Annotated in this window: 14 protein-coding genes; all 14 read left to right on the forward strand. The window is 64.7% G+C overall.

Annotated features, from left to right (window positions below; translation table 11 throughout):
• Positions 1-65 precede the first annotated feature (65 nt).
• Complete coding sequence (glyA, locus tag NKI37_RS20950; protein WP_352788020.1) at positions 66-1379, forward strand: serine hydroxymethyltransferase; 1314 nt, start codon at positions 66-68, stop codon at positions 1377-1379.
• Positions 1380-1459: 80 nt separating this feature from the next.
• A complete protein-coding gene (locus NKI37_RS20955) occupies positions 1460-2044 on the forward strand; it encodes an invasion associated locus B family protein (RefSeq protein WP_023693257.1) in 585 nt (194 codons plus the stop codon).
• A 137-nt stretch (positions 2045-2181) separates the two neighbouring features.
• Positions 2182-2676: a transcriptional regulator NrdR gene (nrdR, locus tag NKI37_RS20960; protein WP_023669351.1), complete on the forward strand. Its 495-nt coding sequence runs from the start codon at positions 2182-2184 to the stop codon at positions 2674-2676.
• Between the two features lie 2 nt (positions 2677-2678).
• A complete protein-coding gene (gene ribD / locus NKI37_RS20965; protein WP_023693258.1) occupies positions 2679-3809 on the forward strand; it encodes a bifunctional diaminohydroxyphosphoribosylaminopyrimidine deaminase/5-amino-6-(5-phosphoribosylamino)uracil reductase RibD in 1131 nt (376 codons plus the stop codon).
• 1 nt (position 3810) lies between these two features.
• The gene (locus tag NKI37_RS20970; RefSeq protein WP_352788017.1) at positions 3811-4428 is read left to right on the forward strand and encodes a riboflavin synthase; all 618 of its coding nucleotides are present in this window, start codon (positions 3811-3813) and stop codon (positions 4426-4428) included.
• 50 nt (positions 4429-4478) lie between these two features.
• Positions 4479-4589 (forward strand): hypothetical protein, encoded by a 111-nt coding sequence (locus NKI37_RS31965; RefSeq protein ID WP_502897518.1) that lies wholly within the window; start codon positions 4479-4481, stop codon positions 4587-4589.
• Between the two features lie 81 nt (positions 4590-4670).
• Positions 4671-5165 carry a 6,7-dimethyl-8-ribityllumazine synthase gene (gene ribH, locus NKI37_RS20975; protein WP_352788015.1) on the forward strand — a complete coding sequence of 165 codons (495 nt, stop codon included), beginning with the start codon at positions 4671-4673 and terminating at the stop codon, positions 5163-5165.
• Positions 5162-5662, forward strand: a complete 501-nt coding sequence (nusB, locus tag NKI37_RS20980; protein ID WP_023682390.1) for a transcription antitermination factor NusB — start codon at positions 5162-5164, stop codon at positions 5660-5662. Before ribH ends, nusB begins: the two co-directional genes overlap by 4 nt.
• A complete protein-coding gene (locus NKI37_RS20985; RefSeq protein WP_352788013.1) occupies positions 5659-6876 on the forward strand; it encodes an MFS transporter in 1218 nt (405 codons plus the stop codon). The genes nusB and NKI37_RS20985 overlap by 4 nt, the downstream gene beginning before the upstream one ends.
• Before the next feature lie 178 nt (positions 6877-7054).
• Entirely contained in the window at positions 7055-7966 is a 912-nt protein-coding gene (gene osmF, locus NKI37_RS20990) for a glycine betaine ABC transporter substrate-binding protein OsmF (protein WP_352788010.1), read from the forward strand.
• A gap of 316 nt (positions 7967-8282) precedes the next feature.
• The gene (locus tag NKI37_RS20995) at positions 8283-9446 is read left to right on the forward strand and encodes an ABC transporter permease (protein WP_023689504.1); all 1164 of its coding nucleotides are present in this window, start codon (positions 8283-8285) and stop codon (positions 9444-9446) included.
• Positions 9443-10381, forward strand: a complete 939-nt coding sequence (locus NKI37_RS21000) for an ABC transporter ATP-binding protein (RefSeq protein WP_023705068.1) — start codon at positions 9443-9445, stop codon at positions 10379-10381. The genes NKI37_RS20995 and NKI37_RS21000 overlap by 4 nt, the downstream gene beginning before the upstream one ends.
• On the forward strand, positions 10378-11145 hold the full coding sequence (locus NKI37_RS21005) for an ABC transporter permease (RefSeq protein WP_031196635.1): 768 nt from the start codon (positions 10378-10380) through the stop codon (positions 11143-11145). The genes NKI37_RS21000 and NKI37_RS21005 overlap by 4 nt, the downstream gene beginning before the upstream one ends.
• Positions 11146-11405: 260 nt before the next feature.
• Positions 11406-13547, forward strand: a complete 2142-nt coding sequence (locus NKI37_RS21010) for a sodium-translocating pyrophosphatase (RefSeq protein ID WP_352788004.1) — start codon at positions 11406-11408, stop codon at positions 13545-13547.
• Positions 13548-13557: the final 10 nt, after the last annotated feature.

The following is a 13557-nucleotide window of genomic DNA, read 5'->3' on the forward strand; positions in this document are numbered from 1 at the left end:
CCGTGCAGCGGTTTCGGGGCAACGATATGCATAGATAAATGCCCCGAACCGAAGGATTTCAGGCCATGGCAACTGCAGCGGCAGCGTCGAACAAATTCGAATCCTTCTTCGAAACCACGCTGGAAGATGCCGATCCGGAGATCTTCGGCTCGATCCGCAACGAGCTTGGCCGCCAGCGTCACGAGATCGAGCTGATCGCCTCGGAAAACATCGTTTCGCGCGCCGTGCTCGAGGCGCAGGGCTCGATCATGACCAACAAATACGCCGAGGGTTATCCGGGCAAGCGCTATTATGGCGGCTGCCAGTTCGTCGACGTCGCCGAGGAACTCGCTATCGAGCGCGCCAAAAAGCTGTTCGGCTGCAACTTCGCCAATGTCCAGCCGAATTCCGGCAGCCAGATGAACCAGGCGGTCTTCCTGGCGCTGCTGCAGCCGGGCGATACCTTCATGGGCCTCGACCTGAACTCCGGCGGCCACCTGACGCACGGCTCGCCCGTCAATATGAGCGGCAAATGGTTCAAGGTCGTTTCCTATGGCGTGCGCAAGGACGACCATCTGCTCGACATGGATGCGATCGAAAAGACCGCGCATGAGACCAAGCCGAAGCTGATCCTGGCCGGCGGCACCGCCTATTCGCGCATCTGGGACTGGAAGCGCTTTCGCGAGATCGCCGATGCGGTCGGCGCCTATCTGATGGTCGACATGGCCCATATCGCCGGCCTGGTTGCCGGCGGCGTGCATCCGTCACCGCTGCCGCACGCCCATGTCGTGACCACGACCACGCACAAATCGTTGCGCGGCCCGCGCGGCGGCATGATCCTGTGCAATGACGAGGACATCGCCAAGAAGATGAACTCGGCGGTTTTCCCCGGCCTGCAGGGCGGCCCGCTGATGCATGTCATCGCCGCCAAGGCGGTCGCCTTCCGCGAGGCGCTGAAGCCGAGCTTCAAGCTCTATGCCGAGAGCGTCGCCGCCAACGCCAAGGCGCTGGCGTCGAGCCTCAAGGAAACCGGCCTCGACATCGTCTCCGGCGGCACCGACAACCATCTGATGCTCGTCGATCTCAGGCCCAAGAACGCCACCGGCAAGCGCGCCGAGGCAGCGCTCGGCCGCGCCAACATCACCTGCAACAAGAACGGCATCCCGTTCGATCCGGAAAAGCCTTTCGTCACCTCTGGCGTGCGTCTGGGCACGCCGGCCGGCACCACGCGCGGCTTCGGCCAGGCCGAGTTCCGCGAGATCGGCAAGCTGATCGCCGAAGTGCTGGACGGGCTGAAGGTCGCCAATTCCGACGAAGGCAATGCGGCTGTGGAAGCAGCCGTGAAGGCCAAGGTCGTGGCGCTGACCGATCGTTTCCCGCTCTATCCCTATCTCGGTTGACCACCAGCGGCGCTTCGTCTTTTATCCCGCGCTCTGCGCCGCTTGCTGTCCGGGCGGCGCGGCCTGTTGGAGATCTGACGATGCGCATGTTCCATCCTGCCGTTCTGGCCTTCATCGGCTCGCTTGCCGCTGTCGCCGTGTCGGGCGCGATCGCCCAGCAGCAGCCGCAGCCGGGCACGGATATCCCCGCCACAAACACCTTTGGCAGGTGGACCACCATCATCGATGCGCTCGACACCGGCCAGGATTCCCACAAGACCTGCGCTGCCTCCACGGCCTTTGTCGATGGCGGCGGCAATGCCGGCACGCTGACGCTTTCGATCTCGACTGGCGACGCCCTGCCGCCCGATGCCTATCCGGCGATCATGTTCACCGTCGCCAACAAGGAGCTGCCGACCGGCAAGAAGATCGCCGCGACCTTTGGCGACCCCGGCGTCAAGGTTTCCGCGACCGTCTATTCCAATGATGCCGGCCGCCCGAGCTGGACCGTCGACAACCAGGCCAAGACCAGTCTCGCTTTGTTGCGGGCCATGCGCCAGGTCATCTCGCTCGACGTGACGTTCGGCAAGCAAGCCGTCGCCAGCATCCCTATGGACGGCTTCACCAAGGCCTACCGCAACCTCGGAACGTCCTGCGGCTTCCCGACCAAGGACGTCGCCCCCTGACATATCGGCGCGGCTGGCAATTTTCCTCCCGCCTCGCTATCTCTGAGGGCGCGAGCGGCCGTTGCCGAACCTTTGCCGTCCCGGCAAAAACCTCTAAGCCTATCGTTCCGCCAGAATCGCCAACCTGAAGGCTCTCCATGCGCTGTCCCTATTGCCAGTCCGAAGATACGCAGGTGAAGGATTCGCGCCCCGCCGAGGATGGCGCGGCGATCCGCCGGCGGCGCGTCTGTCCCGATTGCGGTGGCCGTTTCACCACTTTCGAGCGCGTCCAGTTGCGCGATCTCGTTGTGGTCAAGAAGTCCGGCAGAAAGGTGCCGTTCGACCGCGACAAGCTCTTGCGTTCGGTGGAGATCGCGGTGCGCAAGCGCAATGTCGATCCCGAGCGCATCGACCGCGCCGTCACCGGCATCGTGCGCCAGCTCGAAAGCTCCGGCGAGACGGAAATCGCCTCGGGCGAGGTCGGCCGGCTCGTCATGGAAGCGCTGAAGTCGCTCGACGACGTCGCCTATGTCCGCTTCGCCTCTGTCTATCGCAATTTCCGTGAGGCCAAGGATTTTCACGATGTGCTGGGTGAGCTCAAAGGTGACGAACTCAAAGGCGACGAGCTGAAGAGCGAAGAGGACGCCGGCTGAGCATGGCAAGCCAAACGTCAGGGAAGGCCGATCAGCAGGCCCTCGATCGCCGCTTCATGGCCGCAGCGCTGAGGCTCTCGCGCAGAAATGCCGGCCGCACCTCGACCAACCCTTCGGTCGGCACCATCATCGTTCGCGACGATGGCGCCGGGCCGATGATCGTCGGCACCGGCGTCACCGCCGTCGGCGGCCGGCCGCATGCCGAGACCGAGGCGTTGGCTGAAGCCAGCGAGTTGGCGCGCGGCGCCACGGCCTATGTCACGCTGGAGCCCTGCGCCCACCATGGCCGCACGCCGCCTTGCGCCAACGCGCTGGTCAATGCCGGAGTGGCGCGGGTGGTAGGCGCTGCCAGCGATCCCGATCCGCGCGTCTCCGGCAAAGGCTACGCCATCCTGCGCGCCGCCGGCATCGAAGTGGTCGAAAAGGTGCTGGTCGAGGAAGCCGCCGGGCAGATGGCCGGCTATTTGATTCGATCCCTGAAAAAGCGCCCGGAAGTGACTCTGAAGCTTGCGCTTTCCAGCGACGGCAAGATCGGCAGGTATGGCGCCGGCCAGGTTGCGATCACCGGCGATGTCGCCCGCCGCGAAGTCTATCTGATGCGCGCCGAAGCCGATGGCATACTGGTCGGCATCGGTACGGCGCTGGAGGATGATCCCGCGCTCACCGTGCGGCTGCCGGGGCTGGAGAACCGCTCGCCGGCGCGCATCGTGCTCGACCGCCAGATCAGGCTGCCCGAAGCCTCGAAGCTGGTCTCCGGCATCGACCGGGTGCCGCTCTATATCGCCGCGAGCCTGGAGGCCGACCCGCTGCGGCGGTCGGTGCTGGAGCGTGCCGGTGTGCGCTTCATCGGCACCGAAACCCATGAAGGCGGCATTGCCTTGCCGGAGCTGCTCGAGGATCTCGGCGCGCTCGGCATGGCCAGCGTTCTGGTCGAAGGCGGCGCCAAGGTAGCCAGCGCCTTCCTCGCCGAAGGACTGGTCGACCGCATCGTGCTGTTCCAGGGACCGGAAGCGATCGGCGAGGGCGGCATTGCGTCGCCCATCGACGCCAACCATATCCCGGCAGGCTTCCGCAAGTTGCGCGAGATACGCTTCGGGGAAGACAGCTATGCCGAATGGGTGAGAGATATCTGAAATGTTCACTGGAATTGTCACCGATATCGGCACCGTCGCGGCCGTCAAGCCGCTGAGCGAAGGCGTCGGCCTGCGCATCGACACCGCCTATGACCCCGCGACGATCGCCATCGGTGCCTCGATCTCCTGCGGCGGCGTCTGCCTGACGGTGACGGCGCTGCCAGATGGCGGGTCCAACGCACGCTGGTTCGAGGTCGAAGCCTGGGAAGAGGCCCTCAGGCTGACCACGGCGTCGGGCTGGAAATCAGGCACCAAGGTCAATCTCGAGCGGGCACTGAAGATCGGCGACGAACTCGGCGGGCACATCGTGTCGGGCCATGTCGACGGCATGGCCGAAATCATCGAGCGCAAGGATGAAGGCGATGCCGTTCGCTTCACGCTGGAGGCGCGGCGCGAACTGGCAAAATTCATTGCCCCAAAAGGCTCCGTCGCACTCGACGGCACCTCGCTTACCGTCAACAAGGTCGAGGGCACCCGTTTCGACGTGCTTTTGATCCATCATTCGCTGACCGTGACCACTTGGGGCGAGCGCAAGGTCGGCGACAAGGTCAACCTGGAGATCGACACGATGGCCCGCTACGCCGCGCGCCTAGTCGAGGCGGCGAAAGAGGGGCTTTGATGGCCGCAAGACTCACAATCGAACAGAAAAAGCGGCTTACGCGCGAAGCAATGGCCGATGTAGACGCGGGTCGTTTAGTGGATCACGAAGCTGTTCTCGTCTGGGCTGAAAGCCTCTGCAGCAAGTGCCCGCTACCGACGCCCAGCCCAAAGACGCGCTAGGCTACGCTTCGCCTCCAGCAATCTTCCGCTTGCGATCAAACCGGCTTCGGCCTAAGTCACCGGCTACCCCCGGAGACATTCATGGCAGGCACATCCCAACACGGCAAAGCGTTCATTCGCCCGAAGAAGAAGGCCCACCTTCTGATTATCGAGGCGCGCTTTCATGACGATCTTGCCGACGCGCTACTCGACGGCGCGACGAGCGCGCTCGACGAAGCCGGCGCGACCTATGACGTCGTCACCGTTCCCGGTTCGCTGGAAATTCCAGCAGTGATCACTTTTGCGCTCGACGGCATGGGCGAGGGCGGCAAGGACTATGATGGTTTTGTCGCGCTCGGCACCATCATTCGTGGCGACACTTATCATTTCGACATCGTCGCCAATGAATCGAGCCGCGCGATGATGGATCTCTCGGTGCAGGAAGCGATTGCGATCGGCAACGGCATCCTGACCACCGAGAACGACGCGCAGGCCTGGACGCGCGCCAAGCGCTCGGAGGGCGACAAGGGCGGCTTTGCCGCGCGCGCGGCGCTGACCATGATCGCGCTCAAGGAGAAGCTGGGAGCGCAATCGTGAGCGAACCCGCTTCGCCCGGCCAGCCCGCGATACGCCACGCCAACAAGCGTGGCGCCGCCCGTCTGGCCGCCGTGCAGGCGCTTTACCAGATGGACGTGGCCGGCAGCGGCGTCTTCGAGATCACCGCCGAATACGAGGCGTTCCGGCTCGGCAAGGAAGTCGACGGCGCGCTTTATCGCGAGGCCGACGCGCAGTGGTTCCGCGCAATCCTGGCCGGCGTCGTCGAGAACCAGACGACCATCGATCCGATCATACGCCAGGCGCTGACGGAAGACTGGCCGCTGTCCAGACTCGATTCGACGTTGCGCGCCATCCTGCGCGCCGGCGTCTACGAACTGATGAAGCGCGACGACGTGCCGGTGGCCGTCATCGTTTCGGAATATGTCGACATCGCCAAGGCCTTCTACGAGGAAGACGAGCCGAAGCTGACCAACGCCGTGCTCGACCGTGTGTCGCGCCGGGTGCGGGGCGAGGGGCGCGGCAAGGACGCATTGTGACCGGCACCGTCGCCGGCGCAGCAAGGGAAGCGCGCCGCACGGCGATCATCCTGGCGACATCGCAGGCGATTATCGGTTCGGCCGCGCCGATTGCCATTTCCATGGGCGGGCTGGCCGGGCAATATCTGCTTGGCCCCGATAAGTCGCTGGCAACGGCGCCAATCACCGGCTTCAACATCGGCGTGGCGCTCGGCGCGTTGCCGGCCGCGGCCATCATCCGCTGGCTCGGCCAGCGCGGCGGCTTCATGACCGGCACCATCGTGACCGCGCTTGGCGGCGTCATCTCCACGCTGGCACTGTTCCACGCCAGCTTCTGGCTGTTCGTTTTCGCGCTGCTGGTGATCGGCGTCGGCGGCGCCTTCGTCCAGCAGTTCCGCTTCGCCGCCGCCGATAATGCTCCGCCCGAATTCAAGGCGCGCGCCATTTCCTTCGTGCTGGCCGGCGGCGTCATCACCGCGATCCTCGGGCCGCAGATCGTCATCTTCACCCGCGAATTGCTGGCGCCGGTGATGTTTGCCGGCTCGTTCGTGGCCATTCCGGTTCTGGCGGCGGCCGGCGCCATCATCCTGTCATTCCTGCGCATCCCGGCCAAGGCTCCCGGCCACGCGGAAGTCGCGTCAAGCGACGCCCGGCCGCTGTCCGATATCGTCACCCGGCCGCGTTTTGTCGCGGCGCTGTGTTGCGCCGTCGGCAGCTATGCGCTGATGAGTTTCGTCATGACCGGCGCGCCGCTGGCCATGGTCGGCTGCGGCCTGTCGACAGACGACGCCACGCTCGGCATTTCCTGGCATGTGATGGCGATGTTTGCGCCTAGCTTCTTCACCGGATCGCTGATCCATCGCTTCGGCGCCGAACGCATCGTCGCCACCGGCCTGGTCCTGCTCATCGGCTGCGCCGCGGTGGCATTGTCCGGCCTGCATTTGTGGCAGTTCTGGACGGCGCTGATCCTGCTTGGCCTCGGCTGGAATTTTGCCTTCATCGGCGCCACCTCCATGGTCGCCGACAGCTACCATCCGTCCGAAAAGAGCAAGGTGCAGGGCTTCCACGACTTCGTCCTGTTCGGCTCCGTCGCCTTCGCCTCGCTAATGTCGGGCGCCATCTATAATGCGTGGGGCTGGGAGATGCTGAACTGGCTGGTTTTCCCGGTCGTCGCCCTCTGCTTCGTCGCCCTTGGCGCGCTCAAACTGACCGGATCGCGCAAAGCCCGCGCCTGATCCGGTTCTATCTTTGGCTTGGCACGACGTGTCAGCTTGGCGGCGGCCGAAATCGCGGCGACCGCACAAAATTATTGCGTCTGTACCCATTGTTATGAAACCGTGTGCCCCGACGGGGCGTTGAAGCCATGCTCATATGCGGCCACCGCATTTCGGTCCAAAGCAAGGGGTTTTCACAATGTTTTCAGTCAAGATTCTGGCCGGCGCGGCGTTGGCGCTCGGCATCACGGCCGCCTCCGCCAATGCCCAGGTGGTCGTCTCCTCGAAGATCGACACCGAGGGCGGCGTGCTCGGCAACATCATTCAGCTTGTGCTCAACGCCAACAACATCAAGACCACCGACCGCATCCAGCTCGGCGGCACGCCGGTGGTACGCAAGGCGATCACTGCCGGCGAGATCGACATCTATCCCGAGTACACCGGCAATGCCGCTTTCTTCTTCGAGAAGGCCGACGATCCGGTCTGGAAGGATGCCGCCAAGGCCTATGAGACCGCCAAGAAGCTCGACTATGACGCCAACAAGATCGTCTGGCTGTCGCCGTCACCGGCCAACAACACCTGGGCGATCGCGCTGCGCAAGGAGGTTGCCGAGACCAACAAGCTGGCGACCCTGACCGACTTCGGCAAATACGTCGCCGGCGGCGGCACGGTGGTTTTGGCGGCGTCGGCTGAGTTCGTCAATTCGGCGGCAGCCCTGCCGGCGTTCCAGACCACTTACGGCTTCACGCTGAAGCCCGAGCAGTTGATCACGCTTTCGGGCGGCGACACCGCCGCGACAATAGGTGCTGCCGCCAACCAGACCAACGGCGCCAACGCCGCCATGGTCTACGGCACCGACGGCGGCATCGCGCCGTCCGGCCTGGTCGTGCTCGCCGACGACAAGGGCGTGCAGCCGGTCTACCAGCCGGCGCCGATCATCCGCGAAGCGGTGCTGAAAGAGCATCCGGAGATCGAGACGCTGTTGAAGCCGGTGTTCGCCAAGCTCGACCTCGTCACGCTGCAGGAACTCAACGGCCGCGTCCAGGTCGGCGGCGAGCCGGTCAAGGGTGTCGCCGAGGACTTTTTGAAGAAGAACGAGTTTTTGAAGTAGTCAGCGCATAGCTGATCGTGACGCTGGTGCGAGACACCCCTCTCTGGAAGCTGCTGATCTCCCCCCTTGCGGGGGAGATGTCCGGCAGGACAGAGGGGGGTGCTGTCCCGCCGACCTCACAACCGGTAGCAGGTGCGTGCCTCGACAGGGTTGCTTCTGAACAGGCCGACGCTCGAAAGCTGGCGATCCTTCACACCCCCCTCTGGCCTGCCGGCCATCTCCCCCGCAAAGGGGGAGATCGGATTTCGCGTCGGCTTTCGCCGATCACCAGCGTAGTCTGCGCAACGTGGAAAATCGCTCCTCATGAGGGGCATCCATGACCCTGCGTTTCGACAAGCTCGGCATGGTTATCGCGGCGATCGTTGCCTATGCGGCGTTTCTGGCTCCGTTCGCCACCTTCCGCGCCAATCGTATCGTTCCCGGTCAGGCGCGCTCGATCCTGGAGGCGCTGCCGGCCACAGTCGGGCCGCTACTGCTGGCGATCGTCGTCGTGGCCGCAATTGTTGCCTTGCTGAAAACCCCGCTTGTCCTGCGCCTGGCCGCAAGCGTCGTGGCGCTCGCCGCCCTTGCCATCCTGATCGGTGTCGCCGGCACCTTCCTGACGCCGGCCGGCAACACCTTCGCCCGCATCTCGCCGGCTTCCGGGTTCTGGCTGTTGATCTTTGCCTTCACATTGTTGCTCGCCGACGTGCTGACCAGGCTCAACCTGTCGCCACCGGCCCGCGTCGGCGTGCTCGTCCTCGCGGCGCTGGCCATCGGCTTGTTGCTGATATCGGGGCAGTGGGACAGCCTGTCGATCCTCAAGGAATATGCAAACCGCGCCGATAGTTTCTGGGCCGAAGGCTCCAAGCACATCACGCTGGCGCTGGGGTCGCTGGCGGCGGCGGTGATCGTCGGCCTGCCGCTCGGCATCCTGTGCCACCGCGTCGAACGGTTGCGGGCCGGCGTGCTCAATGTGCTCAACATCGTCCAGACCATACCCTCGATCGCGCTGTTCGGCCTGCTGATCGCGCCGCTGGGCTGGGTCGCCGCGCATGTTCCGGGTGCCGCAGCGCTCGGTATCAGAGGCATCGGCACCGCGCCCGCCTTCGTGGCTTTGTTCCTCTATTCGCTGCTGCCGGTGGTGGCCAACACCGTGGTCGGGCTTGCCGGCGTACCCCGCGCGGCCAATGATGCAGCGCGCGGCATGGGCATGACCGATGGCCAGCGCCTGTTCGGCGTCGAGTTTCCGTTGGCCTTTCCGGTGATCCTCACCGGCATCCGCATCGTGCTGGTGCAGAACATCGGCCTGGCCACCATCGCCGCACTGATCGGCGGCGGCGGCTTTGGCGTCTTCGTCTTCCAGGGCGTCGGCCAGACCGCAATGGACCTGGTGCTGCTCGGCGCCGTGCCGACGGTGGCGCTGGCCTTCGCCGCGGCCATCATCCTCGACGCAGTGATCGAAATGACCGCCACCAGGCGCAGGGTTGAAACGGCATGATCGAGATCGAAGGCATTACCAAGCGCTATGACGCGACGACCGTGGTCGACGACGTGTCCATGGTCGTCGAGCCGCGTACGGTTTGCGTCATTGTCGGTACCTCCGGTTCCGGCAAGACGACGCTGCTGCGAATGATCAACCGGCTGGTCGAGCCGACCGCCGGCGTCATCAAGCTCGACGGCAACGACAACCGCACGCTGCCCGGCTACGAGCTGCGCCGCAGCATCGGCTACGCTATCCAGGGCCACGGCCTGTTCCCGCACCGCACCGTTGCGCAGAACATCGCCACCGTGCCGGTCCTGCTGGGCTGGGACAAGGACCGCATCAAGGCCCGCGTCGATGAGTTGATGACACTCTACCAGCTCGACCCCGAGGCCTATGGCCCGCGCTACCCGCACGAACTGTCCGGCGGGCAACAGCAGCGTGTCGGCGTCGCCCGCGCGCTCGCCGCCGAGCCCAATGTGCTTCTGATGGACGAACCGTTCGGCGCACTCGACCCGATCATCCGCACCAAGGCGCAGGAGGACCTGCTGGCAATCCAGAAGCGCTTCGGCACCACCATCATCCTCGTCACCCACGACATGGAGGAGGCGGTCCACATGGGCGACAAGATCGCCGTCATGGATGCCGGAAAGCTGGTGCAATACGCCAAGCCGGAAGAGATCCTGGCGCGGCCGGCGAACGCCTTCGTCGAAACCCTGGTCGGCGCCAGCGAAAAGCCGTTCCGGCTCTTGTCGCTCGGCCGCGTGCGCGAGGCCGTGGAAAAGGGGTCTGCCGAAGGCGAGGCGATCCCAGGCGACGCCAGCCAGCGCGACGCGCTGGCCGAGCTTCTGTGGTCGGGCCGGCCGGCGCTGCCGGTCAAGGGCGAAGACGGCAAGCCGCTCGGCCGCGTCACCGTCGACGGGCTGGTGAAGCGCGCGGCGAGGCCGGCATGAAAGGGGCCGGTCTAAAAGCCTGGCTGCCTTCGCTGCTCAGGCTTGCCCTGGTGGTGCTTCTCATAGCCTTCGTCACCAATCCCGGCTGGTTCGAGCCGCTGTTGAAGCCGCTGACCGAAAACAATGCGCCGGCGATCTACAATCAGGGCAGCCTGCTGACGCTGACCCTGCTGCATCTCAGGACCGTGCTGATCGCTACCGTCGCCGCTGCCATCGTTGCCGTGGCGCTTGCCATCCTGGTGACCAGGCCGGCGGGCGCCGAATTCCTGCCGCTGTCGCGCAGTCTGGTCAATATCGGCCAGACCTTTCCGCCGGTGGCGGTGCTGGCGCTGGCGGTGCCCGCCGTCGGTTTCGGCGAGAAGCCGACGCTGATTGCGCTGTTCCTCTACGGCCTGCTACCGATCTTCGAGAACGCGCTGACCGGCCTCACAACGCTGCCGGGCAACATCATGGAGGCCGCGCGCGGCGCCGGCATGACGGGCTGGCAAAGACTGGTCAAGGTCGAATTGCCGCTGAGCGCCGCGATCATTCTGGGCGGAATAAGGCTGTCGGTGGTGATCAGCCTGGCCACGGCGACGATCGGCTCGACGGTTGCCGCCAAGACGCTGGGCGAGGTGATCATCGCCGGCCTGCTATCCAACAATCTCGCCTTCGTCCTGCAAGGCGGCCTGATCGTCGCGGCGCTGGCGGTGCTGATCTATGACGGACTGTCCGCCATCGAGCGCTACACCGCGCGCAAGATGGGGCAGGAGACTGGCGACTGACCTTCGCTGGACTGCGGGCAAAGCATTGACTGACGCAGCGTCATTTCAACCGATCTAATAGCAGGGCATCGGCCACGGGAATGTTCTGGCCTAAACTTTTGGCTGAAAGCGGGGCAAAAACCGAACAATATCTTGACGTTCCGAGCCCTGTTTCGCATACACCGCTGCGAAGGACGGATTCCGCCTAGGCTTTATCCGCTCCCCGCACCAACGGCCCAGGGAGGGGTTCTTTTGGGCCATCAATCGAGGAAAATTCGGCAATGACCATCATTTCTGCCGTCATCGCCTGCGGCTTGCTTTCAATCCTTTACGCCATCTGGGCGACACGATCGGTTCTTGCAGCCGATCAGGGCAACGCACGCATGCAGGAAATCTCCGCCGCCATCCGCGAAGGCGCGCAAGCCTATCTGGCGCGCCAGTACACCACCATCGCCATCGTCGGCGTGGTCGTGCTCGTGCTCGCCTGGTGGCTGCTCTCGATCACCGCCGCGGTCGGCTTCCTGATCGGCGCCGTGCTCTCGGGCGCCGCCGGTTTCATTGGCATGCACGTCTCGGTGCGCGCCAATGTGCGCACCGCGCAGGCGGCGTCCAACAGCCTCGCCGCCGGTCTCGACATCGCCTTCAAGTCGGGCGCCATCACCGGTATGCTGGTGGCTGGCCTCGCGCTGCTCGGCGTGTCGATTTACTACTATATCCTGACCGGCCCGATGGGCCTGCAGCCCAATGACCGCATCGTCATCGATGCGCTGGTTTCGCTCGGGTTCGGCGCATCGCTGATCTCGATCTTCGCCCGTCTGGGCGGCGGCATCTTCACCAAGGGCGCCGACGTCGGCGGCGATCTCGTAGGCAAGGTCGAAGCCGGTATTCCCGAGGACGATCCCCGCAACCCGGCCACCATCGCCGACAATGTCGGCGACAATGTCGGTGACTGCGCCGGCATGGCCGCCGACCTCTTCGAGACCTATGCGGTGACCGTCGTTGCCACCATGGTGCTGGCTGCCATCTTCTTCGGCGGCACCGCCGCTCTGGGTGCGGCGATGCTCTATCCGCTCGCCATCTGCGGCGCCTGCATCCTGACCTCGATCGTCGGCACCTTCTTCGTCAAGCTCGGTTCCAACGGCTCGATCATGGGCGCCCTCTACAAAGGCCTGATCGTCACCGGCCTGCTGTCGATCGTCGGTCTCGGCGTCGCTACCTCGGCAACCGTCGGCTGGGGCGAGATCGGCACCGTCGCTGGCATGACAATCATCGGCAAGAACCTGTTCATCTGCGGCCTGATCGGTCTCGTTGTGACCGGTCTCATCGTGGTGATCACCGAATACTATACCGGCACCAACAAGCGCCCGGTGAACTCCATCGCCCAGGCCTCGGTGACCGGTCACGGCACCAACGTCATCCAGGGACTTGCGGTGTCGCTCGAATCGACCGCACTGCCGGCAATCGTCATCGTCGGCGGCATCATTTCGACCTACCAGCTCGCCGGCCTGTTCGGCACGGCGATCGCGGTCACCACCATGCTCGGCCTTGCCGGCATGATCGTCGCCCTCGACGCCTTCGGCCCGGTCACCGACAATGCCGGCGGCATTGCCGAAATGGCCGGCCTGCCCAAGGAAGTGCGCCACTCCACCGACGCGCTCGACGCGGTCGGCAACACCACCAAGGCGGTGACCAAGGGCTATGCCATCGGTTCGGCCGGTCTTGGCGCGCTGGTGCTGTTTGCGGCCTATTCGAACGATTTGAAGTTCTTTGCCGCCAATGGCGACAAATATCCGTACTTCCAGGGCATGGGCGATGTCTCCTTCGACCTCTCCAATCCCTACGTCGTCGCCGGCCTGATCTTCGGCGGTCTGATCCCGTATCTGTTCGGCGGCATCGCCATGACGGCCGTCGGCCGTGCGGCCGGCGCCATCGTCGAGGAAGTGCGCAAGCAGTTCCGCGAGGATCCGGGCATCATGGCCGGCACCTCCAAGCCAAACTATGCCCGCGCCGTCGACCTTCTGACCAAGGCGGCGATCCGCGAAATGATCATCCCCTCGCTGCTGCCGGTGCTGGCGCCGCTCGTCGTCTATTTCGGCGTGCAGCTGATCTCGGGCTCCAAGGCGTCCGCCTTTGCGGCGCTCGGCGCCTCGTTGCTCGGCGTCATCGTCAACGGCCTGTTCGTCGCCATCTCGATGACTTCGGGCGGCGGCGCCTGGGACAATGCCAAGAAGTCGTTCGAGGACGGTTTTGTCGACAAGGACGGCGTCAAGCACCTCAAGGGGTCCGAAGCGCACAAGGCTTCGGTCACCGGCGACACGGTTGGCGATCCCTACAAGGACACCGCCGGCCCGGCGGTCAACCCGGCAATCAAGATCACCAACATCGTGGCGCTTCTGCTGCTGGCCGTGCTCGCGCACGGCTAAGGCAACGCCA

Source organism: Mesorhizobium sp. M0626 (genome assembly GCF_040320665.1).
Taxonomy (GTDB): Bacteria; Pseudomonadota; Alphaproteobacteria; order Rhizobiales; family Rhizobiaceae; genus Mesorhizobium.